Here is a 25,716-nt window from a genome sequence, read left to right as displayed (position 1 = left end):
CGCGCCAAATTATGAAAGGAGAACGAATAATGGCATTAAGAGGTATGGGCTACTTGAGGAAGAAATTAGCTCTGCACAAGCCTAGGGTGGATACTAGGTATAAGCAGTATGCGATGAAAGCTCAGGAGCCTGATGTTGGTATCGTTATTCCAGCTGCTATCCGTGAGCGTTATAGGTCAGTTCTTGGTTGGACGACCAAGGGTGTGGATAGTTTGGCTGATCGTTTGGTCTTTCGTGAATTTGGTAATGACGAATTTGAGGTTAATGAGATTTTTGAGCGGAATAATCCAGATGTATTTTTTGATAGTGTTGTGCTGTCGGCTCTGATTGGGTCTTGTAGTTTTGTCTATCTGTCTAAGGGTGCTGATGGAGAAGTTCGCTTGCAGGTCATTGAGGCTAGTAATGCGACTGGTGTTATAGACCCTATCACAGGCCTTCTAACAGAAGGGTATGCGGTGCTTTCTCGTGATGACTATGATAATCCGACCTTGGAAGCCTACTTTATGGCTGATGTCACTTGGTTTTATCCGAAAGGTAGTCAGCCTTATTCTGTTAAAAATCCGAGTGGTCAACCTTTGCTGGTGCCCATCATCCATAGACCTGATGCGGTGCGTCCCTTTGGTCGTAGTCGTATCACCCGGTCGGGGATGTACTATCAACAGTATGCCAAGCGAACGCTGGAACGGGCTGATGTGACTGCAGAGTTCTACTCTTTTCCACAAAAGTATGTCCTAGGTACTGATCCAGAGCTTGAGTTTGATACTTGGAAGGCGACGGTTTCGAGCATGCTTAACTTTTCTATGGACGACCAGGGGAATAAGCCTAGCGTGGGTCAGTTTACAACATCGTCAATGTCGCCGTTCACGGAGCAGTTGCGGACGGCAGCGGCTGGCTTTGCTGGTGAGATGGGCTTGACATTGGATGATCTAGGCTTTGTGTCGGATAATCCATCATCGGTAGAGGCTATTAAGGCGAGTCACGAGAACTTGCGACTGGCTGGACGAAAGGCTCAACGGTCTCTGGGGGCTGGTCTGCTCAATGTTGCCTATGTGGCAGCGTGTTTGAGGGACTCTTATCCTTATTTGAGGAGTCAATTCGTCAAAACGGTGGTCAAGTGGGAACCGCTCTTTGAGGCGGACGCAAATATGTTGACCATGATTGGTGATGGGGCTATCAAGCTTAATCAGGCAATTCCTGGCTTTATGGACGGTGAGACTATCCGTGATTTGACGGGTATACGTGGTAAGGCAGGGGCTGTTGCTCCAGCTCCTCTAGCGCTTGAGAAGGAGAAGGGCGATGGTACATGACATCCTGCCTGATCTCCTAAATGAGGTCAAGGATAAGTTTGAAGCTGAATATGGTAAGAGCGTGGTTATCAGCTCTGCCATTGACCAGTTAAAAAAGAATAAAGCTAACTATGGGTCTGCTAATGCCTTTGCCATTGAGGTCGGTGAGATACTGGCTGAGGCTCTTAGCTCGTCTGTGACGGGCGATAAGTTGCCGGACGGAAAAATGTATTACAACATCGGTCAGCGTTTGCTGACGGACGTGCTGTGGCGAAATCATGAGCTTGTCAGCGACTACACTAGCCAGGTGCAAAAGCAGTTGAATCTTGAGGCAGAAATTGGGCTTAAGGTTCAAGTGCCTGGTCTTAATCAGGATAGGTTGTCAGGAATTATCAACCGACTATCTTACGAAGAGTCTTTTGAGGAAGTGGATTGGCTACTATCAGAACCAATAATAAACTTTACTCAGGCTATTGTTGATGATTTTGTTAAACTAAATGTTGATTCGCAAGCAAGTGTCGGCTTAAGTCCTAAAATCATTAGGAAGCAAGCTGGGAGGTGCTGTAAGTGGTGTTCTAACTTGGTAGGGACGCACACCTATGGCGAAGAACCTGAAATGGTTTGGCATCGTCATAGATATTGTCGTTGCACGGTTGAATATTTTTCAAAAGGTCTTAAAAGTAAGTACAAGTCCAATGTCCATACGAAGAATAAAGAGCTGGTCAATCGTTCTGACCGAATTCGAATAAAACGTAGCGAGACAAAGGAACGAAGCTTGAATAATGCTCGATTGAAACGGATTGCAGTCGCTAAAGCGAAGGAGTTGGGATTGAAGCCAACAGCTGATAATCGGATTGTTGATGTAATGAGACGTGAGTCTGATAAATGGATTGAGAAACTTAATGAGTTCGAAAAACGTTCAATTTCTAAATATACCGATAATGGAATAGATAGTGATGGTCTTAAATTGTTTCAAAAATTAAATGGTTACATCGATGGTTACTATAATCCTCTAAATGATACTGAGGAAGAAATGATATTACAAAATATCGAAAATATTCAACTTAGTTTATTGAAAAATAAAATCGAGAAGGATATAATTGTATATAGAAACGAAGTACTGCCAGAGAAACTAACCGATTATAATAGATTTTTGAGTACTTCGGTTACTCAAACTGGAGCCCTTGGTAAGAAACCCAATGTAGCAATTATAGTCCCTTCTGGTCATACTGGTGGCTATGTAGAAAAACTCAGTAATTATCCGAAACAAAGAGAATTTTTATTGCCTCAAGGAACTCAACTCGAGGAAGTGTTTACTGACTCAGAACTTAAGATTTTTGTAGCTAAAGGAGTGGAATAAGCAATGACAATGACTGAATCACAACGTAATTTTTTAGAGCGAATGGAATCGCAGTCCTATAATTCTCACTTAACTCCAGAGCAACTTGAACAAGGAAAAAGAAACAGGCAAAAAATTAGCGAGAGACTTTTAGCAAAAGCAGAACAAGAGGGATTAGATGTTCCTCGACGCTTTTTAGATATTACGTAAGCACCCTCGTCGGTGCTTTTTTTGTCCTGCCGTATGACGTTAAACTAGGTGACGATTGAAAGGAGTAGATATGGCAAGGAAAAAACTTGGCAATCAGAATCCAACGCAATCGGTAATTCTTAAATACGTTAAGAAACGTTCTAAGGCTCATGAGGCCATTGATATTTATCAGCGGACGGGTTTGTCTTGCTATGCTTGGCAGGTCAATATGTTGCAGCATGTCATGGCTACTGATAAAAATGGTCTCTGGGTTCATCAAAAGTTCGGTTACTCTATCCCTCGACGTAACGGTAAGAGTGAAATACTCTACATGCTGGAGTTGTGGGGCTTGGAGAATGGAATTAACATGCTCCATACCGCCCACCGTATCAGTACCTCCCATTCGTCCTTTGAAAAGGTCAAGCGTTATCTGGAAAAAATGGGCTATGTGGACGGTGAGGATTTTAACTCTATTCGTGCCAAAGGTCAGGAAAGGATTGAGCTTTATAAGTCGGGTGGGGTGGTGCAATTCCGTACCAGGACCTCAAGTGGCGGACTTGGTGAAGGTTTTGACCTGCTCATCATCGACGAGGCGCAGGAGTACACCACGGAGCAGGAATCGGCTCTCAAATATACGGTAACGGATAGTGATAATCCCATGACGGTCATGTGCGGAACACCTCCGACGCCAGTTTCAAGCGGAACAGTCTTTACTAAGTACCGTGAGGCTTGTCTCTTTGGCAAAAGTAAGTATTCTGGCTGGGCTGAATGGTCTGTTGATGAAGAAAAGGAAATCGACGATGTGGCGGCTTGGTATAACTCCAATCCATCGATGGGATATCACTTGAATGAGCGCAAGATTGAGGCGGAGCTTGGCGAGGATAAATTGGACCATAACGTCCAGCGTTTGGGTTTTTGGCCAACCTACAACCAGAAGTCTGTCATTTCGGAAACAGATTGGGAGAGTTTGAAGGTGGAGGATATGCCGAAATTCTCTGGTAAGCTCTTTGCTGGTATCAAGTATGGTCAAGACGGGACCAATGTTGCCTTGTCTATTGCCGTAAGAACCATTGATGATAGGATTTTCATTGAAACGATTGATTGTCAATCAGTCAGAAATGGTAATCAGTGGCTAGTATCCTTCTTGCAAAGGGCTGACGTGTCGCAAGTCGTTATTGACGGGGCAAGTGGTCAGCGGATTTTGGAAGAAGAATTAAAGGTTGCTAAGATTAAGCCTATCGTCTTGCCTACTGTGAAAGAGATTATCACTGCTAACGCTCTTTGGGAACAGGGAGTTTTCCAAAAAACTCTCTGCCACAATGGGCAACCGTCTTTGCAACGTGTCGTGACCAACTGTGATAAGCGAAACATCGGCTCAAACGGTGGTTTTGGTTATCGCAGTCATTTTGATGATATGGATATTTCTTTAATGGATAGTGCCTTGCTGGCACATTGGGCTTGTCTAACGACTAAGCCAAAGAAAAAGCAAAAAGTGAGTATGTAAGCGCCGAGAGGTGCTATTTATTTGCTCGAAATTACCGAACGCACGGGAAATGCGGAAGAAAGGAGACATTATGTCTACATTTACACCAATTACTACACAGGAAGAGTTTGACTCTGCTATTAGGGCTCGTATCAGTCGTGAGCGTGAAAAGTTTGCTGACTATGATAGTCTTAAGGAACGTGTGGCACATCTTGAGTCGGAAAATGCGACTCTGAAAGAATCGGTCGAGGTTGGTAAGCAGTCTAAGGCTGATTTTGATAAAAAAGTTGCTGAGTTGCAGTCACAGATTGCTGGTTTTGAGTCTGAGAAGTTGCGAAATCGTATCGCACTGGAACATGGTCTGCCTCTTGAAATGGCTGGGCGCTTGCAGGGTGATGACGAGGCTAGTCTAGTGGCAGATGCCCAAAGTCTAGCTGGCTTTATCAAGGCGACAGAGCCAGTAGCACCGTTGAAAAACGAAGAACCAATCGTTGACGGCAAGCATGCTGGGATCAAACAAATGCTACAAAATCTTAAAGGAGAATAATTATGTCATCATTTAATACAGGAACACTATTTTCACCAGAACTGGTAACTGATCTTATTTCAAAAGTCCAAGGCGCTTCCGTTTTGGCCAAGCTATCTAACCAGACACCTATTCCTTTTGCTGGAATTGAACAATTTGTCTTTAACCTTGAGGGAAATGCACAGATTGTTGGTGAGGGCGAACAGAAAAAGGCTGGAGAAGCTACTCTATCAAGTAAGGTTATCAAACCTTTGAAGTTTGTTTACCAGGCTCGTATCACTGAAGAATTCAAAAACGCTTCTGAAGAAAAACAGATCGCTTACTTGCAAGCATTTAACGACGGTTTTGCAAAAATCATTGCCAAAAGTTTTGACATCGCTGCTATTCATGGTCTTGAGCCAAAATCAATGACTGACGCTTCATTCAAGGCTGAAAATTCATTTGATGGGCTGATTACTGGAAATGTTGTTACCTTCAATGCTGGAACGATTGATGAAGATATCGATGCAGCCGTAGCACAAGTTACTTCAAAAGGCGGTGAAGTGACTGGGTTGGCTCTTTCTCCAGTTGCTGGTCAAGCCCTTGCCAAAATTAAGGTTAATGGTGTTGCTCAATATCCTGAGTTCCGCTTTGGTCAAAATCCAGATACTTTCTACGGCATGAGGTCTGATGTCAACAAGAATTTGACTACTGTAGGTGGTACTGCCAAAACTGATCACGCTATTGTTGGTGACTTCCAAAACCGTTTCAAATGGGGGTATGCTGAAAATATTCCACTTGAAATTATTGAATATGGTGATCCTGACCAAACTGGTCGTGACTTGAAGGCCTACAATGAAATCTGTTTGCGTACGGAAGTTTATATCGGTTGGGGTATTCTTGATGTGGATGCCTTTGCTCGTGTTCAAGCTTAGGAGGGTATATATGGAATATAAGGATAAGAAAACAGGGCAGATTATCGTAACCGATAGTCTGCTTTCTGGTGATTGGGAACCAATTCAAAGAGACTCAAAAGAAAAAACTCCGTCTAGCGATGAATTAAAATCATTGTTGACGGAACTTGGAGTTGAATTTAACCCGAAAGCTAAGAAGGCTGAATTGCTGGAATTGTATGAGGCAAACAAGCCTGATTAGTGGTGCTGAGAGAGTGATTCTAGGGCTTTCTATGGTGTTTTTGTGGGTGGTTATTTACGAAAATGCATTAGAATCGCCGTAGTAGAAAGGAAGTCATGGGAGAAACGGAACTAAAAAACTTGGCCACCCTGGATGATTTGGAACTTTTGTGGCGTCAACTGAAATTTGATGAAAAAGAGAGAGCCAAAGCTCTTCTTGAGGTCGTATCCAATAGTCTTCGGGTGGAGGCTGAGAAGTTTGGCAAGGACCTTGACCAGATGGTCGCTGAAAATTCTGCCTATGCCAGTGTGGTCAAATCGGTGGTGGTCGATGTGGTCGCAAGGACCTTGATGACTTCGACTGACCAAGAGCCGATGACCAGTGTTACGGAGTCTGCCTTGGGCTATTCTTTCAGCGGTTCTTATTTGGTACCTGGCGGAGGTCTCTTCATAAAGGATAGCGAACTCAAACGGTTGGGTTTGGTCAAAAAACAACGATTTGGGGTGATTGAGCTGTATGACTAAGATTAAAGGCGTACCTGTGGTCTTGATTGACAAGCAAGTCATTGGCAAGGATTCGTTTGGTCATCCAAAGACTGCAGATGTGGAGATTTTGGTTGAGAACGTCTTGATTGCGCCTGCGACAACCGAGGATATTACCAATCAAATCAATCTGACAGGAAAGAAAGTGGTCTACACGCTAGCTATTCCTAAAGGAAATATACACGACTGGACGAACAAAGAAGTTCGTTTTTTCGGTCAGCGGTGGCGAACAGTTGGTGAACCGCTGGAAGGTCTTGACCATCTGATCCCGCTTGAATGGAATAAGAAAGTGCAGGTGGAACGGTATGGCTAGAATGAAATTTAAGTTGAACCGTGCAGGTGTTCGTGAGTTGATGAAGTCGCCTGAGATGCAGGCAGTTTTGACTGACAAGGCAAATGCTATCCGAAACCGTGCAGGCGATGGGTATGAATCGGATATCTATGTTGGTAAGACTCGTGCCAACGCTATGGTCTATGCGGATAGCTTCCAAGCTAAACGGGACAACAAGAAGAATAATACCTTGCTTAAGGCGGTGAAGTCATGATTGAAGTCATCGCATTAACTTTTTTGACTGAACACCTGTCGGTGCCTGTCTATACGGAACATCAGGAGAAAATGCCTGAGCGTTTTGTGATCTTTGAAAAGACGAGTGGTGGCAAGAAGAACCATCTGAATCAAGCGACGTTGGCGATACAATCTTATGGGCAGTCTTTGGAAGAGGCTGCTATTTTGAATGAAGAGGTCAAACAAGCTGTTGAGAAGATGGTGGCATTGCCGTCTATCAGCCGGGTTGAGTTGAACTCGGACTATAATTTTACAGATACGGAAACCAAACGCTATCGCTATCAAGCGGTGGTGGATTTTATTTATTTTTGAAAAGGAGAAAATTGAATGGCAGATGCAAAACTTGTGTCATCGGCAAAGCCTGATATTGCTGGGGCGATTTCCTCAGCTCCAACGGGAACGAGCTTGCCGACCAATGCGACTACTAAGCTAAACACGGCTTTTAAAAACTTAGGCTACATTTCAGAGGATGGCTTGACTAACGAAGATACTCGTGAATCGGAAGAACTGAAAGCCTGGGGCGGTGATGTGGTTGATACTCCTCAAACAGGAAAATCAGACAAATTTACCTACACACTCATTGAGGTGTTAAATGTGGATGTCTTAAAAGAGGTCTATGGTCCTGAAAATGTGAAAGGCGACCTTGAATCAGGGATTACTGTGGAGGTCAACTCTAAGGAATTGCCTACGCATCCATTGGTAGTGGATATGCTATTGAAAAATGGCGCGAAGAAGCGTATTGTTATTCCTCATGCAAAGGTATTGGAAGTCGGGGAGATTACCTACGCTGACAGTGATTTGGCTGGCTATGAGACGACTATCCAAGCCTTACCAGACAGCAAGGGCAATACACACTACGAGTACATCAAGGGAGCTAGCGAGTCAGCAAGCACTAGCTTGCCGTCATCATCGTAAGGAGGTTTAAATGTTCGAAGTAAAAACTAGTACAGGTCTTGTGCTTAGCATTGACCAAGACCGTTTGGAGAATTACGAGCTATTCGAGGCCATCACAGACGAAGAAAATGGTGTTAGCGGGGCCTTGATTCGGATTGTCAATTTATTACTCGGTGACGAAGCGAAGAAACTCAAAGACCATGTCCGTACAGAAAAAGGGCTGGTGCCTATATCTGCTCTTGGTGCTGAAATCAAGGATGTCTTTGAACAAGTCAAAGACCTAAAAAACTCGCAATCCTCGCCAGAATGATTGCGGTAGATGAGGATGCTCTTGTCTGCGATTTGGCCGAAACTTATGGCATATATGATTATCGACAGCTACCTCTATCAAGGGTAGCTGTTTTTGCTTGCGGTCTAAGTGAAAAATCACGGATTAAGAAGGTCTTGTCTGGTCAGAAGGAAGACCTAGATACTCTGTTACTTGCAGGTATCTATGATACGGTGCGTTTGCTCTTTTGGTCTAAAACCAAGGACGGACAAGCTGGACGGAATCGTCCAAACTCTGTCACTCAAGCCTTGGAAGGGTCGAAAGTGGAACGTGAGGAACGTGTCTTTTCTTCTGGTGAGGAGTTTGATCGTGCTATGCGTGCCCTAGAAATAGAGATTGGAGGTGAGGAGCATGGCAACTGATTTAGGTTCTGCTTATGTGCAAATAGTCCCGTCTGCTAAAGGCATTAGTGGGTCAATTTCAAAAATATTAGATGGCGAAGTTGGTAGTGCTGGTAAGTCCGCAGGAATCTTTCTGGGCGGAGCATTAAAGACAGGAATACTAGCAGTGCTTGGTGCGGGAGCGCTAGGATTAGGAGCTATTCTTAAAAATGCTATACCTGCTGGCGCTGATTTGCAACAATCTTTTGGTGGTCTGGACACTATTTATGATGGCGCTCAAGAGTCTGCCAAGAATTTTGCTAAGGAAGCCTATAAGGCTGGCATATCGGCAAATACCTACGCTGAGCAAGCGGTGTCCATGGGGGCTAGCCTGAAACAAGCTCTTGGTGGTGATTCGACCAAGGCCATCAACATGGCCAATATGGCTATCATGGACATGACGGACAATGCGGCTAAAATGGGTACCGATATCGGTGTCATCCAACAGACTTATCAAAGTTTAGCTCGCGGAAACTATGCCATGCTAGATAACTTGAAGCTTGGTTTTGGTGGTACAAAAGCTGAAATGGAGCGATTGCTGACGACTGCTGAGGGCTTGCCGTCTGCTATGGGACGCAAGTTCGATATCAGTAACTATGCGGATGTTGTCGAAGCTATCCACCTTGTCCAGGAAAACATGGGCCTGACAGGTGTAGCAGCTGCAGAGGCTGAGAATACCTACACGGGTTCGCTTGCTGCAATGAAGGCAAGTTGGGCTAATTCACTTGCAGGTTTGTCTTTGGGCGAAAATATAGCTCCGCAACTACAAGCCTTGGCAACGACGACATCTAATTTTTTATTCGGAAACTTTATTCCGATGGTCGGGAATATCTTCAAAGGGTTGCCATCTGCGATTGGAACGTTTATCGCTGAAGCAAGTCCCTTGGTTGCTCAACAGTTTCAGGGCATGTTTTCTAGTCTTGGAATGAGTGTTGATTTAAGCCCAATTACTTCAAAATTTCAAGAGATTCTGACAGCATTTCAGCCTGTCATAGCAGGGATACAGACGGCTTTTGGGCAATTACCTGGTTTCTTTTCTACGATTGGTGCGGCAATTGAACCGGTGATAACAACTATCATGGATGGTATTGCTCGGTTGGACTTTTCGGGTATCCAAACCTTAATCGAAGCAATATTGCCAGCGGTTGAAAATGGTTTCCAGAGATTTATGGAAATCGTTTCGCCGGCCATAGAGACAGTAGTGGACTCTTTTGTCAACATGTGGAATGCGGCACAGCCACTAATTAGTATTTTGAGTGAAGCTTTGATGCCAGCTTTCGATATATTCGGTTCATTCTTAGGAGGGGTGGTAAAAGGTATTTTGGAAGGTGTTAGCTTTGCGTTTGATGCCCTAAAAGTTGCCATCGAGTTACTAACGCCTGTAGTTGATTTTTTGGTGCAAGCATTTAATTTCATTCAACCAGTTCTAAGTGTCATAGCTGAGTGGATTGGTGTAGCCATTGGGATGTTTGGTAATCTGGGTTCGGCTGGGGAAGGTTTGAGTTCCTTTATCAAATCAGCCTGGACCAATATCCAGTCAGCTATTCAGACAGCTGGGAATATTATCCGAACGGTCATTGACTGGATTAAATTGGCATTTTCGGGAGCTGGAAACGCTGTTGGTGTGCTAAAAAATGCATTCTCGCTAGCCTGGATGGCTATTCAAGATGTTGTCAAGGTTGCTAAAGGAATTATTGACAATGTTATCTCTGGAATCAAAGGGGCATTTAAAAGTTTTGAAGGTGTTGTATCGAGTGTTGGTGGTGCTGTTCGAGGTGTGATTGACAAAGTCATATCGACAATTAAAGGCATTGCTAAAATCGATATTTCCGGTGCTGGCGCTGCCATCATGAATGGATTTTTAGGCGGACTAAAATCTGCTTGGGAGGGCGTTAAGAGTTTCGTAGGCGGTATCGCTGGCTGGATTGCGAAACACAAGGGTCCTATCTCTTATGACCGAGTTCTTTTGAAGCCTGCTGGTCTTGCCATCATGCAAGGTTTAAATACTAATTTAAAAGTTGGTTTCAAGGATGTGATGGGAACCGTTTCTGGTATGGCTGGGGCGATTGCCAAGCCTTTTGAGAATCAATCTTTGGCCTATGATGTGACCTCAAGTGCATCGGTTGATGTACGTCGAAATTTGTTATCATCATCTGGTGATTTAGCTGGAAATGATGGCGGAAATAGTTTAGCTGCTCGTCTGGCGAACATCGAGCGATTCCTATCTGCTTTGGTGGATAAGGAGTTGGCAGTCTATTTGGACGGTGAAAAAATGGCTCAAAATAGCTATATGCATCAAGGCGCCATTATGGCAAGGGAGGGGATTTAATGGATTATATGATAATCAATGATCTAAACACCTCCAATTTCGCAGATTGCCATGTGTTAGACTTTGGTAAGGCTCAGGCATCGATTGAGCGGTCTGAACAAGTCGAGGTCTTCGGTGCCAATGGGCAACTACATGTCAGCGAGGGTGCGTATGATGGCTACAACAGGACATTTACCATCACATTGAGACATTTGGCAGATGCTATGCGACTGATTGAGACATTTCGACCTGATAATAACATAGTGGAATTTGGCTATCTGAGGGATAGCCTTTTCTACTGTGATTTAGTATCCAGTAGCTACGTACCACTTGGTCCACATCGTTGGAAGGTGGAAATTACTGTGTCCATGCATCCGTTTCGCTATATCAAAAACCCAGCCGATGTCGTTTTGACTTCATCTGGTTCTATTCAAAATCCTGGTACGGTCTATTCTGAACCTATCATCATCATAGAGGGTTCTGGACGGGTGACCTTGACCATTGGTCAACAATTGATGGAATTGGAATTGGATACTCGAGCGACCATCGACTGCCGTCACAAGCGACAAAATATCTATGACAAGAATGGTGCTGTGAAGAACACCATTCGAAAACGTGGTCCGTTTTTTGAGATACCTATTGGAAGAAGCGGTATTTCAACAAGTGGAACGGTCACGAAAATCACAATTAAGGGGAATTGGAGGTATACGGTTTGATCTATCTTAAAGACGGGAACATCCCGCTCAATCTTGCTTATGATGATGACATCGTGCAGGAAGCCAATAGTACCTACCAACTGTCCTTTAAATTTCCATTGACTGATGGGAAGTGGAATCTGCTCAAAAGAGAAGTCTTTTTATTGTCGGATGACTTACATGGTGAGCAGGAATTTTTCATTTTCGAGGCGAAGAAAGCCAATGGCTATGTGCAGGTCTATGCTAAGCAGGTCGCAACGCTCTTGAATTACTATTCTGTCAACACTATCTCTGTTGATAGGGTCCCAGGGCAGACTGTCATGACTGCCTTAGCTGGTAGTATCAAGCGGAACTGTCCATTTACCTTTTTCAGCGACATCATGGATCGTCATACTTTTAACGAGTCCAATGTTTCGGTTATGGATGCTTTGGCCAAGGATAAACACTCTATTGTCGGTCAGTGGGGTGGTGACTTGGTACGAGATAAGTACCAGGTCAAGTTGTTAAAAAATGGCGGTATCGAGAACGAGTCACTGTTCATGTACAAAAAGAATCTCAGTAGCTACGAAGAATCTGAGAACATTAACAACTTAAAAACACGACTGCATCTCAAAAAGACAATCCAAGGACAGTCTGAGGGTGAGGCAGACCGTGTACTTGCTGTTACGGTGGATAGTCCGTTGATTGGGCAATATCGTCAAATCTATGAAACAGATATCGAGGTTAACGACCAGGATGTGACAGACGAAGCTAGCCTTTTAGCTTATGGGCAGAGGTATTTTAGCTCGACTCTTTGTGATTTGGTAGAAAACTCTATCAATCTAGATGTCAAGGGTAGGTCCGATGTATCTGTCAAGATGTTTGACACGGTAAGTGTATTCCACGAGCAATTCGATGTTGATTTGCGTTTGAAAATTACTAGCTACCATTTCGGACCGATGTCTAAGCGATTGAAGTCAATCGGATTTGGTAAGGTGTCGCAGACATTTGGCTCGACGGTCGCAAGCATGGTCGCAGGTAGTGTTGATAAAGCAACTGGAAGATTGTCAGCATCCTTTGAACAGAAACTGCAGAAGGAGATTGATAATGCTAACCGCCATTTTGACGCTGAATTCGAAAAGCGTGCTGAGGAAATCAATGATGGTATCGAGCAGTCTAAGGCAGAGGCGGAGCGGTATGCGGATAATATCAAGCAAGCTATCGATACCGAAATCGCCCAAGTCAATCAATCCATGCAAGCCCAATCCGAGGAACATAATAGGCAGGTCGCGGATATATTGTCCAAGACCCAGTCTGTAGAATCGCTTGCCAACCAGGCCAAGTCGGATGCAGCAAGCGCCATCGCTAGGGCTAACCAAGTTAAGACAGAAGCTATCGCAGATGCGAGGGCACAGGTTGCGACCGTTAGTCAAGTGTTAAATACTGCCAAGTCTGAGCTACAGACGGCAATCGCTAGTGCTGATCAAAAGGCTAGAGATAGCCAAGCGAGTGCTTCAGCTTTGCGAAACGATCTTGACTTGCAAGCTAGTAAGATTTTGGAGCAAGCACGAGCACAGACGGCATTGGCTAGCCGTGTATCAACTGTTGAAACCCTGGCCGATGGTACGAGGTCAACAGTCGCAGAGCTGTCTAAAACCGTTTCTAAGGCGACTGGAGACATCGCTAGTGTTACCAGTCGAACCAAGACTGTCGAAGACACTCTGGGTCAAACGAGGACGCAGTACGAAGCTCTGACGCAGACTGTCAATGCACAAACAGGTCAGATTGAGAGTGTTAATCGAAAGACAGCTGACTTGCAGAGTGGGATTGATGGGATGAATAATCGATTTGAGACGATTTGGGTCAGCGAGAAGAATCTGTTATCCAACACTGAGACATTATCGACCTATTCCCCACTAGCTTACCCAGCTGACAATTACCTTGGTCGCGCCATCAAGCGAATCACCAAATCCGCAAACGCTAGTGCATTAGCAGAAGGTTTGGTCATGCAGACGAACGAGACATTAGTCAATCCTAAAGAGATGATTTTATCATTTTACGTTAAGGCCAATCGAGATGCTAGAATCAGATGCTTTATGTACAATCCGAACGCGAGCAAGGATGTAGTGACATCCGATGGCTATACTGCAAAAGGTTCTGTCGATGGGATGGCAGTGTTAAATGTCACGACATCCTGGCAGAGGGTATGGGTTAAATGGACCTACCTTGTTAATTACTCGGCCAAACCTTGGGTCATCATCGGGAGAATTACCGAATCCTATGACACGGATGTCGCTGTTGATATTTCGGCCCCAGCTCTTTATCATGGCCATCATAATAAAGAGTGGAGTCCAGCTGATTTAGATTTAAAGAACGAACTAGCCATTTACGTGCAGAACGCACAAGAGAGTAGTGCAGAACTATCTAGACGGATTGAAACGGTTGACAGCAAGGCTGTTGAAGCCAAGACCTATGCTCAGCAAACCGCAGATGGCTTTAAGACTCGTATAGAGAGTCTAGAAACCTACAAAGATGGCGAAAGTACACGAGCTAGTCAGTATTTATCAGCTAGTCGGACCGAAACTGCCAAACAGTTAACTGCCGAGCGTACTGCAATTGCTGCTAACTATTTGGCTAAATCGGTTTACGAAGAGGATGTCCGTGGAACGACTCAAAAACTCAATGAGATTAAGACGACCGCTGACACTGCAAAGCAAAATCTAGCGACTTATCAAAATACAGTCGATAGGAAGCTGGAAGAGTTAACCTCAAGTACACAGACACTTGATGGGAAAGTCAACACTGCAAGTGCCAAGGTCGACACAGTTGCTGGTCAGATACGGACGGAATTAACTCGAGTTGAGGGTAAGATTCCGAGCGACTTGGGTGGAAGGAATTATATCTTGAAGAGCGATGTCTATGCGACATCCGGAAGTAGGTATTTTGATACTTCATCAGATTTTATTGATTACGCACGAGGCGGAAAATATGTCACTATTAGTCTAGATATTAAGGGAGAAAACCTAGTTCCTGATTCAAGAGGACTGTCACGTATTGGGTGTGAGATAAGGCTTAATCTATCAGACGGTAAAGTCTTGTATCTGCAATGTCAAAAGATCGTATCAGGCACCCAACCACGAGAGAGGATCTCTGTTACTAAACAAATTCCGCAAGGAGTTAGCGTTGTTAGTGCAAACAAGGTCAATATGTATATTCAGGTCGGAGGTACTGCCTTAGCTGGTCGTCCAAAATTCGAACTGTCGTCTATTCCAAGTGATTGGTCGGCAGCTCCAGAAGATATAAATTTAGAACTAGTATCCACCAAAACACTTATCACTCAGACCGCGTCCGGCATTGAACAGTTATCGACCAGTCTGGCTACGACTGATAACAAGGTCACGACTGCTGAGACTAATATCCGACAGTTAATCAATGATGTATCCAGCAAAGTATCTCAGACCGATTACAACACTCTAACAGGCAGAATGGCTAGCGCAGAGACCGCTATTACTCAAAATGCACAAGAGATTAGTAAGCGATTGACCAGTACACAGGTTGAGTCGGCAATCACAGGCAAAGGATATCAGACCAAGGCTGATGTTGATAGCAATATCACAGGTCGTGGGTATGCAACTACAACTGTACTCGAAAATAAAGTGAGAGAGACTGCAGATAGCTTTAGTCGGTCCATTACAGAAACTAGAGCATTAATACCATCAGTCGAAGGGCTTGCCACAGTCACGGCCCTACACGCTGTTAACGACAAAGTCGATAGTCACACACGGGCCATTGGGGCTGTTGGTACAGCTGGCAGTATCTTGGACAATGTCAGCCGTGTCACACAGACTGCAAATGGGTTGGTCCAGGAGGTGTCTGGCTCCAATGGGCTGAAGACGCAGGTTAGTCAATTGGCAGGGTCTTATGCAATTCAAAATCTGACCAACTCAGGCACTGTACTCAATCAGCTCAATCTAAACAAGGATGGGTCGGTCAAGATTGACGGCAAGTTAGTGCAGATTACTGGTACGACTTACATACAAGATGGTGTGATTACATCAGCCAAGATTGCTGGCTTAGATGCTGGAAAAATTACGACTGGTACGCTGGATGCTGCACGGATAGCAGTTAATAGCATCGACGGTAGTAAGATGGTCTTTGACCAAGCGTTCGTCAACAAGATGACCGCCAACGAGGCATATTTGCAACAGTTATTTGCTAAAAATGCTTTTATCACACAAGTGCAGGCTGTGACCTTGTCGGCCAGTCAGATTGTAGGTGGATTGATGAGAGCTACGAACGGGGCTATGGAAGTCAATCTTAATGCAGGCCAAATCCTGTACTATACCGACCAAGCAGCACTCAAGCGTGTTTTAACCAGCTATCCGACCCAATTTATCAAATTTGCAACTGGTACATACAGTAACGTACCTGTTGGCAATGTTGTGATTGGTTCAAACCGTTGGGCATCGAGTGGTGAGAGTCATTGGGACGGAGGATTTGCCGGTTTTAAAATTTGGAACGGAATGAATGCATCCAAAGAAATCGACATCATCGAAGCTGTCGGAGATGAATTTATTATGAGAGCTGGGTCAAACGAAAGCAACGGCTTTATATTTAACACAGCTGGCTTCGGCTTTGTGCCAAGGGTTGGAAATAGGGCGTTTCTCGGTGATGCAAGTAGATATTTTAAGACAGGCGACTTTGAAAATATCTACCTACACCAAAAAGGCATTAGAGTAAACCTGGTCCAACTTTTGAGAGACATGGGAGGAAATATTTAAAATGAACCAAGAACAAATCAACCAAGCGCTACGCTTGACCAATAACGACCTCGTGACAAAACTGTCCGAGGAAATGACGACGAAAAACTTGCTCGCTGTCCAATTGACCGAAGCGCAGCAGACGATTGCTAATCTGCAAGCAGAAATTGCGGACGTGACTAAGCAATTGGACGAAGCTACGAAACCAGAGGAGGTATCTGAATGAGAGCTTGGAAAGTGGTAGGAAAGTATCCGTTTTCTTCTGACGGAGAAATCACACACACAGAAATTGCTATTGCGTCCACAACAGGAAGCTACGCAACCTATACCGAGAAAGTAGTCGGTAATCAAATGGACAAGACTGAGGCCGAGTTAGTCGAATTGGCTCGTGAGGCCCACTTTAAGTCTGAGTACGCTGACCGTGCCATGGCTGAATCAGTCCAAAAAATTGATGAGATGGAAGCTGTTGTAAAATCAGCCAAATCGTTTATGGCTCAATCCGCCGAAAAATTCGAGGCAATGCAGTCTGTTCAGGAAGGTCTAATCGAGCGCTTAAGCAAGGCTGAGGAAGAGCGGAACAGCCGATTCCAAGCGGTCGAGGATAAATTTAGAATTCTGAATGGTTCCGTAATGGAAATTCTGACAGAGGTTTATGCTAGCTTTGAAGAAGGCGAGGTTCCAGAAGATGAAAGTATTGAAAACGTTGATACAGTCGACGGTAGCGACAATTCTACCGATAACACAAATACAGAAACGGAGTAATAAAATGATGGTAATGTTAATGGCAATGAATATTGTAGATGAGCACTTTGATTTTGCATTTAAGGATGTTCCGCGCATCTTTAAAAAGAAGGTGAAGGCGCAGTTGGAACTGATGGGACATCCGGAACTTGCGAATGAGAATGTGGTGAACTATACTCCGAAAGGAGAATAGCCTATGTCAGTATTTTTAACCAAAATCCCACCGAATCCAAACGGCATGTTTGATTTTTTGCGCGCACTCATCGCAACAGAGGACGGTCTTGTCCTCTTTTTGCTTGGATTAATCGTCGTTATGGAAATCGTTGACTTTCTGTCAGGTACTTTTGCTGCTATGATCAATCCTGATATTGAGTACAAATCTAAAATTGGCATCAATGGTCTAATCCGTAAGATGATGGGTATCATCCTACTGACAGTCTTAATTCCGATGTCGGTACTTTTACCAGAACAGACGGGCGTGGCATTTCTCTATACAATCTACGTAGGCTATCTCATCTTGACTTTCAAGAGTTTGGTCGAAAACTATGGCAAGGCCAAAGGTGACACATCGATTTTCGAAAATGTGACGGCAGCATTCGAAAAGCTTATCGGTAAAAATAAATGAAATTAATCAAAGCAATTTTGCTCATCATTATCTTGGGAGCTTTAACACCCTTTGTTTGGGTGTTAGCTCCTTTCTATTTTGAAAAGGAGGACTAGTATGGTCACAAAATCAGCCTACCTGGCCGATGTTCGTGCATCGGTTGGCAAATCTTATGATACAGATGGTATGTACAATGCCCAATGCGTGGACCTCATCACACATTTTCAACGTAAATACTGGAATTACCGAGCTTGGGGGAATGCGATTGACTTTGTTCGCAATGGCATGCCTGCGAATTGGAAACGTGGGACAGTAGCACAGATGGGCGTTCAGCCAGGAGATACCCTAGTATGGAAGTGGGGGTCTACGGACATCTACGGGCATATCGGAATCTGTGTCGAATACGCAAACGGGCAAGCCACGTCCGTTGAGCAAAATGTGGACGGCACATTCGGTGGGCCAGCTCGCTATCGCACTCGAGGTCTTGGTCAATGTGTTGCCGTACTTCGGCCAAATTTTGAGCCTGAAACTGGCAAAGCAACCACGGTAGCGCCTGTTGCTAGAAAAGAGTATGCGGAGTCTGGTACATTTACTGTGACGGTGCGGTCAATCAATGTCCGTCGTAGCCCAGATACCAAGTCAGACCCTGTAGCTGTGTATTACCAAGGCCAGGCTATCAAGTATGACCGTGTTATCGTAGATGTTGATGGCTATGTCTGGATTAGCTACATTGGTGCTAGCTCTGGCAAGCGTAATTACATTGCAACTGGCGTGACTCGGAACGGTGTTCGCTTTGGCCCTGCTTGGGGAACATTTAAATAGATTTTCAGCCCAGCGTTTGCTGGGCTTTTTTGTTTGACGAAAATTGCCGTTTTGCAGACATGCGAAAAACCCTGTTTTGATTTAGGGTCTCTTAGCTCAAGATACAGTTGGAAAAAGTAAAATACAGAAAATCAATTAGGGAGTTAGATAATTTCAAAAAATGCCGTTTTTGGGGAATAAAAAAAGACCTTTAATAAAGGTGCTGTTTTATAAATTCATCTTGCCTGTCGAAAAATACTACCCTTTTTGTGATTTTTACTACCCCTTGACCGTTTTAGAACAGGTTATTTCGGAATGTTGAATTTCTCTAAAACGTTGATTTTATTGACTTATAGGGGCATAACTTGATTAAACAGTATGTATCAATTATAATAGACCTATGAAAAAAAATAGATTACTTCTTATCGACGGCTCTTCTGTAGCCTTCCGTGCTTTCTTTGCACTTTATAATCAAATCGACCGTTTCAAGAATGCCAATGGTCTACATACCAATGCCATTTACGGCTTCAATCTCATGTTGGACCACATGATGAAGCGGATTGAGCCGACCCACATTCTCGTGGCTTTTGATGCTGGAAAGACCACCTTCCGTACGGAGATGTACGCTGATTACAAGGCGGGCCGGGCCAAGACTCCAGACGAATTCCGCGAGCAGTTCCCTTTTATCCGTCAGATGTTAGATGCCATGGGGGTTAAGCACTATGAGCTGGCGCAGTACGAGGCAGACGATATTATCGGTACCTTGGACAAAATGGCAGAGCGGACAGACATTCCTTTCGATGTAACCATTGTCAGCGGTGATAAGGACTTGATCCAGCTGACAGACGAAAACACCGTAGTTGAGATTTCCAAAAAAGGCGTTGCTGAATTCGAAGAATTTACCCCAGCCTACCTCATGGAAAAAATGGGTATCACACCCACTCAGTTTATTGACCTCAAGGCATTGATGGGAGATAAGTCCGATAACATACCTGGCGTGACCAAAATCGGTGAAAAAACAGGCCTCAAACTTCTAACAGAATTTGGTTCTTTGGATGGTATTTACGAAAACATCGATAGCATGAAGGCGTCCAAGATGAAGGAAAACCTGATTGCTGACAAGGAACAAGCCTTTTTGTCACGCACCCTTGCCACCATTGACACCAATGCTCCAATCGAAATAGGACTGGATGACCTTATCTACGAGGGACCAAAAGTCGAAGAACTAGGACAATTCTACGATGACATGGGCTTCAAGCAGTTGCGAGCTCAATTGGGAACTAGCGCTGAGGAAGAACTTCCTGCAGTCGAGTTCCAAACAGTTACCGAACTGACAGAGGGCATGCTGCATGCAGATCAATTTTTCTATTTTGAAATCTTGGGTGAAAACTACCACCGAGAAGACTTGGTGGGGCTTGTATGGGGTGACAAGGAGCAGATTTATGTTGGGGGACCAGAACTCCTCGACAGCCCAATCTTACGCCAGTTCTTGGAAAACAATACTATCAAAACTTATGATTTCAAGCGTGGAAAAGTTCTCCTAGCCCGTCAGGGCATTGACTTGTCATTAGCTAGCTTTGACAGCCGTCTGGCCAAATACCTCCTGTCAACAGTCGAGGACAATGCCATTACCACCATTGCCAACCTCTATGGTCAGACCCGTGTGGTACCAGATGAAGTAATCTATGGCAAGGGGGCAAAACTGGCTCTTCCAGAGCGGGCAGATTTCTTCCCGCATCTTGCCAACAAACTTCAAGTTCTTATTGAAACAGAAGCAGTCATGCTCGAAAAATTGGAAGAAAACCAGCAGGTTTCATTGCTCTTTGATATGGAATTGCCTTTGGCCAATGTCCTAGCCAAGATGGAAATCACAGGGATTAAGGTTCAAAAAGAAACTTTACAAACCATGCAGGCTGAAAATGAAGTTTTGATTGAACAGCTGACCAAGGAAATTTTCGAGCTGGCAGGTCAGGAATTCAATATCAACTCGCCAAAACAACTTGGCACCATCCTCTTTGAAGACATGGGCTTGCCTTTGGAATACACCAAGAAAACCAAGACAGGCTACTCAACTGCAGTAGACGTCCTAGAACGCTTGGCCCCAATTGCCCCAGTTGTTTCCAAGATTTTGGACTACCGTCAGATTACCAAGCTCCAGTCAACTTATGTCATCGGCTTGCAGGATGCGATTTTAGAAGACGGAAAGATCCATACTCGTTATGTACAGGATTTAACCCAGACCGGTCGTCTGTCCTCAACAGATCCAAACCTGCAAAATATCCCTGTCCGTCTAGAACAAGGTCGCTTGATTCGTAAGGCTTTTGTGCCGTCGCTTGAGAACAGTGTACTCTTGGCATCGGATTACTCACAGATTGAATTGCGCGTCTTGGCCCATATCTCCCAAGACCAGCACCTGATTGAAGCCTTCCAGAAGGGCGTAGACATCCATACCTCGACTGCCATGCGGGTCTTTGGCATTGAAAAGGCTGAAGATGTGACAGCTAATGACCGCCGCAATGCCAAGGCAGTCAACTTTGGAGTGGTTTACGGCATTTCCGACTTTGGCTTGTCCAACAACTTGGGCATTACTCGTAAGGAAGCCAAGGACTATATTGATACCTATTTTGAACGATTCCCAGGTATCAAGAACTACATGGAAACCATTGTCCGTGAAGCCAGAGATAAGGGCTTTGTAGAAACCATCTACAAGCGCCGCAGAGAATTACCAGAGATTAACTCACGAAACTTCAATGTGCGTAATTTTGCGGAACGGACTGCCATCAACTCTCCTATTCAGGGTTCGGCTGCAGATATTCTCAAGGTAGCCATGATCAACTTGGATAAGGCGATTGAAGAAGCAGGCTTGTCGACACGTATGCTTTTGCAGGTGCACGATGAGATTGTTTTAGAAGTACCGACAGCAGAATTGGAAACTGTAAAAAAACTAGTAAAAGAAACCATGGAATCAGCCATCGCCCTGTCTGTCCCGCTGATTGCGGATGAAAATGCAGGTGAGACTTGGTATGAAGCCAAATAGTCACTGAACAATGGAAGAAAAAGAAAGGAGTTCCATGAAAAAAACGATTTTAGCCCTAGGAATGACTAGTCTCCTCTTGGCTGCATGTGGATCAACGGACCAAGCAACAGATGGGACAACTAGCTCAAGCAGCGAAGCCCTATCCACTACTTTGCCGATTTTGGAAGAAAAGAAAGATACAACTAATGAAACTTTTGATGCTCTTGCCAATGCAGAATACCAAGTGGTCAATACCAATCCCCCTGCAGACCAAACCCAAAAAGGGCACAAGCTTCTTTCAGCCAATAACTGGGTAGCAGAAAAGGATGCAAATGGTGAAATTATCTACCATTACCGTTACTATGATGTACCTTCTACCTGGACGATTAGTCAGGAAAATACGGAAGATGAAACTTTGGCAGCAGTCTATGATGTCAAGGATGGTCAAAACCAATTTATCATCCAGCTTTATACCCTGAATGCCTTTCAGACTTCTCCTTTAGATGGTGGAACCATTATGACAGACGACCAGTGGGCTGCTCGTATGACGGAAACTAACCATACCTTCACAGAGACTGGCACTGTAACCATTCAAGGACAGGAATGGAAGGTAGGGCGGCAGATTTTAGCCGATAAGAAAATGGGCCGAATCACCTTCTACCGTTTGGAAAATACTGGTGGATACGATGATTCCGTTGTGGTGGGGACTGTTGTCTATCCATTGGAAGCCGTCTATGATAGCGATCGAGCTGTCTTGAAGAAGACGATCGGACAACTCAAGGACGTTCTGTATCAAGTTTCAAAAAAATAAGACCTGAAAACCAATAGGAGTAAACTGATGATGAACTGGTTGAAGTCAAGAACCTTTGGAGAACAGTGGTGGTTGGGCTTTGCATCTTGTTTGCTAGGAATGATTCTAGCTTGGTTAACCAAGATCAATTATTTGGCAAACCTCGGCTGTGCCTCTTATGCCATGTTGATATTGGCTTTTCCAAAAATGCCCAATCGGACACGATTGACAGAGAGAGAAGAAAAGACCATTCGATTGGTTGCCATCCTAGCTCTTGTCTTATTTCTATTTGTATTTCGATTTGATGTATCCTAAGGGAGGAACCTATGACCTATTCATTTCAAAATCCCAGTCAAGAAGTTATTTTCGATTATCTGAAAGTAGCAAAAACGATTGCCGTAGTAGGACTTTCCAGCCGTGAAGAAACAGCTGCCTATCGCGTGTCTAAGCTTATGCAAGAAGCGGGATATCAGATTATCCCAGTCAATCCAAGAGCAGAAGGTGAAACCATACTCGGAGAAAAGGTCTATGCTAGCCTTTTGGACATTGACCAGCCTATCGATATTGTCGATGTCTTCCGCCGCTCTGAGTTTCTGGCAGATGTGGCGCGTGAGTTTGTTCAAACAGAAGCTAAGATTTTTTGGGCACAACTTGGTTTGGAAAGCCAAGAAGCAGAAGAGCTCTTGCGCCAGGCCGGTCGCAATGACATTGTCATGAATAAGTGTATTAAGATTGAGTACCTTGATATGCTGAAAGCAAATGATTCAAGCAAATGAGATAGTTAGGACCAGGTAGCTGGTCCTTTTCTTAAACCTTTCTTAAAACATTTTTAAAATAGCTACAATTGGAGGTTTCTGACTTGCCTTACAAACTTCGAGCATGCTATAATTGTAAATTATTGTTTGAAAATATAGTGAAAAAACAGTGATTTTCAATAAAGAAATGAGGTAGAACATGAAGAAAAAAATCACAGCCCTTGTCCTCTCTTTTGTGGCACTTGTTACAGCAGCATATAGTGGATTTTTACTATTTTTCCAGTCAAATAGTCAAGAGGCAACAGACACAAATGTCAGTCAGCAAGCAAGCTCTTCAACACCAACTGCATCAAGCACATCCGCAACCAGTAGCAGTGCTTCGGCTGAAAGCAATGGCAGTATGACAGACGGCACTTACACGGGTGCAGTAACTTCAACTGATCGTGGTGATTACCAAGTTCAAATTACTGTATCTGGTGGTGTGATGATGGATATCACGATCTTGGCATACCCAAGTGATAACCCAACTTCAGAGTCTATCAATGCAGGTGCCCTCCCAACCTATGAAGCAGAGGCCTTGGAATCTCAATCAGCAGATGTCAATGCTATTTCAGGTGCAACTGAAGCTTTCAAAGGCTTTACAGGCTCCCTTCAAGATGCCTTGGATCAAGCCACAGCCTAATGGAGATTGTTAGAAAAACGCTGGAAGCCATGACCCTTCCGTTTACCATCAGCATGGTTGGAGAAGACAGGATGGAATTGACAGCATATATGGAAGAAATCAGTCCTAAAATCGCCTTGGAATTGGAGCGCTTGGAAGAAAAATTTTCTGCCTTTCGTGAGACTTCTCTGGTTTCCCGATACCAGGCAGGTGACCAGTCCATTCTGTTGGATCCTGAGTTTCAAGAGGTCTATGCCTTGGTCTCTGTTGCCGTCAAGGAAACAAAGGGAGCTTTTGATCCCTACTATAAAGGAGTTTATGATCCGACCGGTTTGGTCAAGGGTTGGGTGGTTGAGAGGATTTTCCATCAGCTCCTAAAACCCTATCTTGCTAACCCAGCTATCGAAGCAGTCAGCCTGAATGGTGGAGGAGATATGCAGTTTGCGACCAAGCCAACTAGTCAGTTTACTTGGAAGGTCGGAATTGAGAATCCACACGATTTGCAAGCCTTGATCGCCAAGCTAAGCATAAAAACTGGGGCCATTGCGACTTCTGGTTATAGCAAGCGGGGCAGTCACATTGTAGGCAAGAGTCCTATTGAACAGCTGACCATTATCGATATAGGCTTGACCAGAGCCGATGTCTGGGCAACAGCTGGTTTGGCCATGGATTTACCGACCTTTCACCAAGCAATTGCAGACAATCGGCTGAGTGGCCTCTATGTCTTGGACGGTAAGGTAATACATTTTCAACACGGAGAAATGAAAAATGATAAAAAAAAAGGGAACTATATACCAGTTTACACCAATCACAAGATATAGTATTTCCGATAATATTAAAAAAGGCGACTTCCAAGCAGAAATCGTCTTTTAATAATGTCTAAATTCTTCTGGATGTTCGGTCATATACTCTGCCAACCATTCCATACCATAGGCTATTTCAAACACTTCTAAAACCATTGAAATATCAGGTTGAAATCCGTATTCTTTGAGTTTATTGATAACATCTTTTATAGAACGAATTTTCACTAGTTTAATAATTTCCCCAGCATCTTGTCTATCCCTATCTCGTCCACTTTCTAGCTTCATTCCGAGAATGTAAGATAGTGGTGATACAAGAATCGTTAGATTTGAATAGTTAAATGCCTTCTCACAAATAGACCGTGGCGGTATTTTATTCAAATTTGCAACATTGTTGTTCAGCCATAATTCATCAGGTTCATTCACACCAAAATCATCACCAACTTTTGCAATAATACTTCTGATTTTAGCATCTTCTTGATAAAAAGCATCGACATCCTGTGTTCCTCGAAGATTATAATACTCAAGGACAAAACCACCAACACAAATGATTTCAAGGTCTATATTTTCCTTGGATAATTCTGTGTTGAGAGCTTCAAATAAAACTTTCTTATCCATAATTCCCCTCTCTAAACAGCTTCAGAATATCTTTTGGTTGGCTCTTACGATTGGCTTGTAAGACGTGTTCCCTTGTATGCGTACCGTCTGTTAAGGCATCTTGAAGGGTTGTCTTTTGAAAAGGTGACAGGGTAGGATTTTTTAATAACTGTTCAACATCTTCAGCTGTCAGCTTGGTCTCTTCGTCTTGAATAACCTTATAAAGGTAACGAAACCATAAATCGCCATCACTTCCAGCATGTTTGCTGGCTCTTACCATGTAATCATACCATGTTGTCATTATTCTTCCCCCTTATCTTCTCTAGGATTATAGTGCATGGCTATCCAGAGTTTCTTATCAAAATCAGATAATTCTTTTTTCTTCTGATATATACAATCCTTCAAATCAGGGAATTTGAGACTATACTTTTTCTCAAAAAAGTTTTGAAATTCCTCTTTATTCTCTGCGACATCAATCAAGGCTTCCAGCTCTGCCATGTGTTTAGCGATTGCTTTTCTATCTACTTTTTTGAGACTTTCTTTCAACGCATCATAGACACAAGT

At 43.9% G+C, this 25,716-nt stretch carries 30 protein-coding genes and 1 pseudogene; 28 read left to right on the top strand and 3 right to left on the bottom strand.

Annotated elements, in window-relative coordinates; translation table 11 throughout:
* The first annotated feature begins 29 nt into the window (after window positions 1–29).
* The 28 genes from J5566_RS07640 (at window position 30) to J5566_RS07505 (ending at window position 24,576) form a co-directional block, all read left to right on the top strand.
* Complete coding sequence (locus J5566_RS07640; RefSeq protein WP_208562782.1) at window positions 30–1,307, top strand: phage portal protein; 1,278 nt, start codon at window positions 30–32, stop codon at window positions 1,305–1,307.
* Window positions 1,297–2,646: an ADP-ribosyltransferase gene (locus J5566_RS10550; RefSeq protein WP_244228985.1), complete on the top strand. Its 1,350-nt coding sequence runs from the start codon at window positions 1,297–1,299 to the stop codon at window positions 2,644–2,646. Before J5566_RS07640 ends, J5566_RS10550 begins: the two co-directional genes overlap by 11 nt.
* A 3-nt stretch (window positions 2,647–2,649) precedes the next feature.
* On the top strand, window positions 2,650–2,835 hold the full coding sequence (locus tag J5566_RS07630; protein WP_208562781.1) for a hypothetical protein: 186 nt from the start codon (window positions 2,650–2,652) through the stop codon (window positions 2,833–2,835).
* A gap of 70 nt (window positions 2,836–2,905) precedes the next feature.
* On the top strand, window positions 2,906–4,318 hold the full coding sequence (locus tag J5566_RS07625; RefSeq protein ID WP_208562780.1) for a terminase large subunit: 1,413 nt from the start codon (window positions 2,906–2,908) through the stop codon (window positions 4,316–4,318).
* Between the two features lie 70 nt (window positions 4,319–4,388).
* Window positions 4,389–4,844 (top strand): phage scaffold protein, encoded by a 456-nt coding sequence (locus tag J5566_RS07620; RefSeq protein ID WP_208562779.1) that lies wholly within the window; start codon window positions 4,389–4,391, stop codon window positions 4,842–4,844.
* A 2-nt stretch (window positions 4,845–4,846) separates the two neighbouring features.
* Complete coding sequence (locus J5566_RS07615) at window positions 4,847–5,737, top strand: phage major capsid protein (protein ID WP_208562778.1); 891 nt, start codon at window positions 4,847–4,849, stop codon at window positions 5,735–5,737.
* Window positions 5,738–5,747: 10 nt separating this feature from the next.
* Window positions 5,748–5,957 carry a HeH/LEM domain-containing protein gene (locus tag J5566_RS07610; RefSeq protein ID WP_208562777.1) on the top strand — a complete coding sequence of 70 codons (210 nt, stop codon included), beginning with the start codon at window positions 5,748–5,750 and terminating at the stop codon, window positions 5,955–5,957.
* A gap of 95 nt (window positions 5,958–6,052) precedes the next feature.
* Window positions 6,053–6,460, top strand: coding sequence for a phage Gp19/Gp15/Gp42 family protein (locus tag J5566_RS07605; protein ID WP_208562776.1), 408 nt, complete (start codon window positions 6,053–6,055; stop codon window positions 6,458–6,460).
* Complete coding sequence (locus J5566_RS07600; protein WP_208562775.1) at window positions 6,453–6,791, top strand: hypothetical protein; 339 nt, start codon at window positions 6,453–6,455, stop codon at window positions 6,789–6,791. Before J5566_RS07605 ends, J5566_RS07600 begins: the two co-directional genes overlap by 8 nt.
* Window positions 6,784–7,023: a hypothetical protein gene (locus J5566_RS07595; RefSeq protein ID WP_208562774.1), complete on the top strand. Its 240-nt coding sequence runs from the start codon at window positions 6,784–6,786 to the stop codon at window positions 7,021–7,023. Before J5566_RS07600 ends, J5566_RS07595 begins: the two co-directional genes overlap by 8 nt.
* Window positions 7,020–7,355, top strand: a complete 336-nt coding sequence (locus J5566_RS07590; protein WP_208562773.1) for a hypothetical protein — start codon at window positions 7,020–7,022, stop codon at window positions 7,353–7,355. Before J5566_RS07595 ends, J5566_RS07590 begins: the two co-directional genes overlap by 4 nt.
* 15 nt (window positions 7,356–7,370) lie before the next feature.
* Complete coding sequence (locus J5566_RS07585) at window positions 7,371–7,958, top strand: phage tail protein (protein WP_208562772.1); 588 nt, start codon at window positions 7,371–7,373, stop codon at window positions 7,956–7,958.
* Window positions 7,959–7,968: 10 nt separating this feature from the next.
* The gene (locus tag J5566_RS07580) at window positions 7,969–8,247 is read left to right on the top strand and encodes a hypothetical protein (protein ID WP_208562771.1); all 279 of its coding nucleotides are present in this window, start codon (window positions 7,969–7,971) and stop codon (window positions 8,245–8,247) included.
* Window positions 8,244–8,627: a DUF5361 domain-containing protein gene (locus tag J5566_RS07575; protein WP_208562770.1), complete on the top strand. Its 384-nt coding sequence runs from the start codon at window positions 8,244–8,246 to the stop codon at window positions 8,625–8,627. Before J5566_RS07580 ends, J5566_RS07575 begins: the two co-directional genes overlap by 4 nt.
* Window positions 8,617–10,974 carry a phage tail protein gene (locus J5566_RS07570; RefSeq protein ID WP_208562769.1) on the top strand — a complete coding sequence of 786 codons (2,358 nt, stop codon included), beginning with the start codon at window positions 8,617–8,619 and terminating at the stop codon, window positions 10,972–10,974. The genes J5566_RS07575 and J5566_RS07570 overlap by 11 nt, the downstream gene beginning before the upstream one ends.
* Window positions 10,974–11,669 (top strand): phage tail protein, encoded by a 696-nt coding sequence (locus J5566_RS07565; RefSeq protein ID WP_208562768.1) that lies wholly within the window; start codon window positions 10,974–10,976, stop codon window positions 11,667–11,669. Before J5566_RS07570 ends, J5566_RS07565 begins: the two co-directional genes overlap by 1 nt.
* Entirely contained in the window at window positions 11,666–16,408 is a 4,743-nt protein-coding gene (locus J5566_RS07560; RefSeq protein WP_208562767.1) for a phage tail spike protein, read from the top strand. The genes J5566_RS07565 and J5566_RS07560 overlap by 4 nt, the downstream gene beginning before the upstream one ends.
* 1 nt (window position 16,409) lies before the next feature.
* Window positions 16,410–16,613, top strand: a complete 204-nt coding sequence (locus tag J5566_RS07555) for a hypothetical protein (protein ID WP_208562766.1) — start codon at window positions 16,410–16,412, stop codon at window positions 16,611–16,613.
* Window positions 16,610–17,149, top strand: coding sequence for a DUF1366 domain-containing protein (locus J5566_RS07550; RefSeq protein WP_208562765.1), 540 nt, complete (start codon window positions 16,610–16,612; stop codon window positions 17,147–17,149). Before J5566_RS07555 ends, J5566_RS07550 begins: the two co-directional genes overlap by 4 nt.
* A 4-nt stretch (window positions 17,150–17,153) precedes the next feature.
* The gene (locus tag J5566_RS07545; RefSeq protein WP_208562764.1) at window positions 17,154–17,321 is read left to right on the top strand and encodes a CD1375 family protein; all 168 of its coding nucleotides are present in this window, start codon (window positions 17,154–17,156) and stop codon (window positions 17,319–17,321) included.
* Window positions 17,322–17,324: 3 nt separating this feature from the next.
* Window positions 17,325–17,753: a phage holin family protein gene (locus J5566_RS07540; RefSeq protein WP_244228984.1), complete on the top strand. Its 429-nt coding sequence runs from the start codon at window positions 17,325–17,327 to the stop codon at window positions 17,751–17,753.
* Between the two features lie 96 nt (window positions 17,754–17,849).
* A complete protein-coding gene (locus J5566_RS07535; protein WP_208562763.1) occupies window positions 17,850–18,554 on the top strand; it encodes a CHAP domain-containing protein in 705 nt (234 codons plus the stop codon).
* Window positions 18,555–18,933: 379 nt separating this feature from the next.
* Complete coding sequence (polA, locus tag J5566_RS07530; protein WP_208562762.1) at window positions 18,934–21,570, top strand: DNA polymerase I; 2,637 nt, start codon at window positions 18,934–18,936, stop codon at window positions 21,568–21,570.
* 34 nt (window positions 21,571–21,604) lie between these two features.
* On the top strand, window positions 21,605–22,360 hold the full coding sequence (locus J5566_RS07525; protein WP_244228983.1) for a glucose-6-phosphate isomerase: 756 nt from the start codon (window positions 21,605–21,607) through the stop codon (window positions 22,358–22,360).
* Window positions 22,361–22,387: 27 nt separating this feature from the next.
* Window positions 22,388–22,654 (top strand): hypothetical protein, encoded by a 267-nt coding sequence (locus tag J5566_RS07520; protein WP_208562760.1) that lies wholly within the window; start codon window positions 22,388–22,390, stop codon window positions 22,652–22,654.
* Between the two features lie 11 nt (window positions 22,655–22,665).
* Window positions 22,666–23,115 carry a CoA-binding protein gene (locus J5566_RS07515; protein ID WP_208562759.1) on the top strand — a complete coding sequence of 150 codons (450 nt, stop codon included), beginning with the start codon at window positions 22,666–22,668 and terminating at the stop codon, window positions 23,113–23,115.
* Window positions 23,116–23,293: 178 nt separating this feature from the next.
* A complete protein-coding gene (locus tag J5566_RS07510) occupies window positions 23,294–23,776 on the top strand; it encodes an FMN-binding protein (RefSeq protein ID WP_208562758.1) in 483 nt (160 codons plus the stop codon).
* A complete protein-coding gene (locus J5566_RS07505) occupies window positions 23,776–24,576 on the top strand; it encodes an FAD:protein FMN transferase (protein ID WP_208562757.1) in 801 nt (266 codons plus the stop codon). Before J5566_RS07510 ends, J5566_RS07505 begins: the two co-directional genes overlap by 1 nt.
* A gap of 48 nt (window positions 24,577–24,624) precedes the next feature.
* Here J5566_RS07505 and J5566_RS07500 read toward each other — a convergent pair whose 3' ends face one another.
* The 3 genes and pseudogenes from J5566_RS07500 to J5566_RS07490 all read right to left on the bottom strand — a co-directional run.
* On the bottom strand, window positions 24,625–25,173 hold the full coding sequence (locus tag J5566_RS07500; protein WP_208562756.1) for a DUF6036 family nucleotidyltransferase: 549 nt from the start codon (window positions 25,171–25,173) through the stop codon (window positions 24,625–24,627).
* Window positions 25,166–25,453 (bottom strand): hypothetical protein, encoded by a 288-nt coding sequence (locus tag J5566_RS07495; protein WP_074485105.1) that lies wholly within the window; start codon window positions 25,451–25,453, stop codon window positions 25,166–25,168. Before J5566_RS07495 ends, J5566_RS07500 begins: the two co-directional genes overlap by 8 nt.
* A pseudogene (locus J5566_RS07490) lies at window positions 25,453–25,716 on the bottom strand (hypothetical protein); the annotation flags it as partial. The pseudogene J5566_RS07490 and the gene J5566_RS07495, both read right to left, overlap by 1 nt.

The organism is Streptococcus suis (genome assembly GCF_017601095.1).
Classification (GTDB): domain Bacteria; phylum Bacillota; class Bacilli; order Lactobacillales; family Streptococcaceae; genus Streptococcus; species Streptococcus suis_Z.
Note: the sequence above shows the minus strand (reverse complement) of the source record. Positions and strands in the feature narration are given on the sequence as shown.

Coding starts and splice junctions, on each gene's coding strand:
- J5566_RS07575 (WP_208562770.1), top strand. CDS start 8,244: ATGATTGCGGTAGATGAGGATGCTCTTGTCTGCGATTTGGCCGAAACT.
- J5566_RS07620 (WP_208562779.1), top strand. CDS start 4,389: ATGTCTACATTTACACCAATTACTACACAGGAAGAGTTTGACTCTGCT.
- J5566_RS07605 (WP_208562776.1), top strand. CDS start 6,053: ATGGGAGAAACGGAACTAAAAAACTTGGCCACCCTGGATGATTTGGAA.
- polA (WP_208562762.1), top strand. CDS start 18,934: ATGAAAAAAAATAGATTACTTCTTATCGACGGCTCTTCTGTAGCCTTC.
- J5566_RS07610 (WP_208562777.1), top strand. CDS start 5,748: ATGGAATATAAGGATAAGAAAACAGGGCAGATTATCGTAACCGATAGT.
- J5566_RS07535 (WP_208562763.1), top strand. CDS start 17,850: ATGGTCACAAAATCAGCCTACCTGGCCGATGTTCGTGCATCGGTTGGC.
- J5566_RS10550 (WP_244228985.1), top strand. CDS start 1,297: ATGGTACATGACATCCTGCCTGATCTCCTAAATGAGGTCAAGGATAAG.
- J5566_RS07600 (WP_208562775.1), top strand. CDS start 6,453: ATGACTAAGATTAAAGGCGTACCTGTGGTCTTGATTGACAAGCAAGTC.
- J5566_RS07525 (WP_244228983.1), top strand. CDS start 21,605: ATGAAAAAAACGATTTTAGCCCTAGGAATGACTAGTCTCCTCTTGGCT.
- J5566_RS07625 (WP_208562780.1), top strand. CDS start 2,906: ATGGCAAGGAAAAAACTTGGCAATCAGAATCCAACGCAATCGGTAATT.
- J5566_RS07630 (WP_208562781.1), top strand. CDS start 2,650: ATGACAATGACTGAATCACAACGTAATTTTTTAGAGCGAATGGAATCG.
- J5566_RS07550 (WP_208562765.1), top strand. CDS start 16,610: ATGAGAGCTTGGAAAGTGGTAGGAAAGTATCCGTTTTCTTCTGACGGA.
- J5566_RS07595 (WP_208562774.1), top strand. CDS start 6,784: ATGGCTAGAATGAAATTTAAGTTGAACCGTGCAGGTGTTCGTGAGTTG.
- J5566_RS07520 (WP_208562760.1), top strand. CDS start 22,388: ATGATGAACTGGTTGAAGTCAAGAACCTTTGGAGAACAGTGGTGGTTG.
- J5566_RS07540 (WP_244228984.1), top strand. CDS start 17,325: ATGTCAGTATTTTTAACCAAAATCCCACCGAATCCAAACGGCATGTTT.
- J5566_RS07615 (WP_208562778.1), top strand. CDS start 4,847: ATGTCATCATTTAATACAGGAACACTATTTTCACCAGAACTGGTAACT.
- J5566_RS07580 (WP_208562771.1), top strand. CDS start 7,969: ATGTTCGAAGTAAAAACTAGTACAGGTCTTGTGCTTAGCATTGACCAA.
- J5566_RS07515 (WP_208562759.1), top strand. CDS start 22,666: ATGACCTATTCATTTCAAAATCCCAGTCAAGAAGTTATTTTCGATTAT.
- J5566_RS07565 (WP_208562768.1), top strand. CDS start 10,974: ATGGATTATATGATAATCAATGATCTAAACACCTCCAATTTCGCAGAT.
- J5566_RS07510 (WP_208562758.1), top strand. CDS start 23,294: ATGAAGAAAAAAATCACAGCCCTTGTCCTCTCTTTTGTGGCACTTGTT.
- J5566_RS07495 (WP_074485105.1), bottom strand. CDS start 25,453: ATGACAACATGGTATGATTACATGGTAAGAGCCAGCAAACATGCTGGA.
- J5566_RS07640 (WP_208562782.1), top strand. CDS start 30: ATGGCATTAAGAGGTATGGGCTACTTGAGGAAGAAATTAGCTCTGCAC.
- J5566_RS07500 (WP_208562756.1), bottom strand. CDS start 25,173: ATGGATAAGAAAGTTTTATTTGAAGCTCTCAACACAGAATTATCCAAG.
- J5566_RS07545 (WP_208562764.1), top strand. CDS start 17,154: ATGATGGTAATGTTAATGGCAATGAATATTGTAGATGAGCACTTTGAT.
- J5566_RS07505 (WP_208562757.1), top strand. CDS start 23,776: ATGGAGATTGTTAGAAAAACGCTGGAAGCCATGACCCTTCCGTTTACC.
- J5566_RS07570 (WP_208562769.1), top strand. CDS start 8,617: ATGGCAACTGATTTAGGTTCTGCTTATGTGCAAATAGTCCCGTCTGCT.
- J5566_RS07555 (WP_208562766.1), top strand. CDS start 16,410: ATGAACCAAGAACAAATCAACCAAGCGCTACGCTTGACCAATAACGAC.
- J5566_RS07590 (WP_208562773.1), top strand. CDS start 7,020: ATGATTGAAGTCATCGCATTAACTTTTTTGACTGAACACCTGTCGGTG.
- J5566_RS07585 (WP_208562772.1), top strand. CDS start 7,371: ATGGCAGATGCAAAACTTGTGTCATCGGCAAAGCCTGATATTGCTGGG.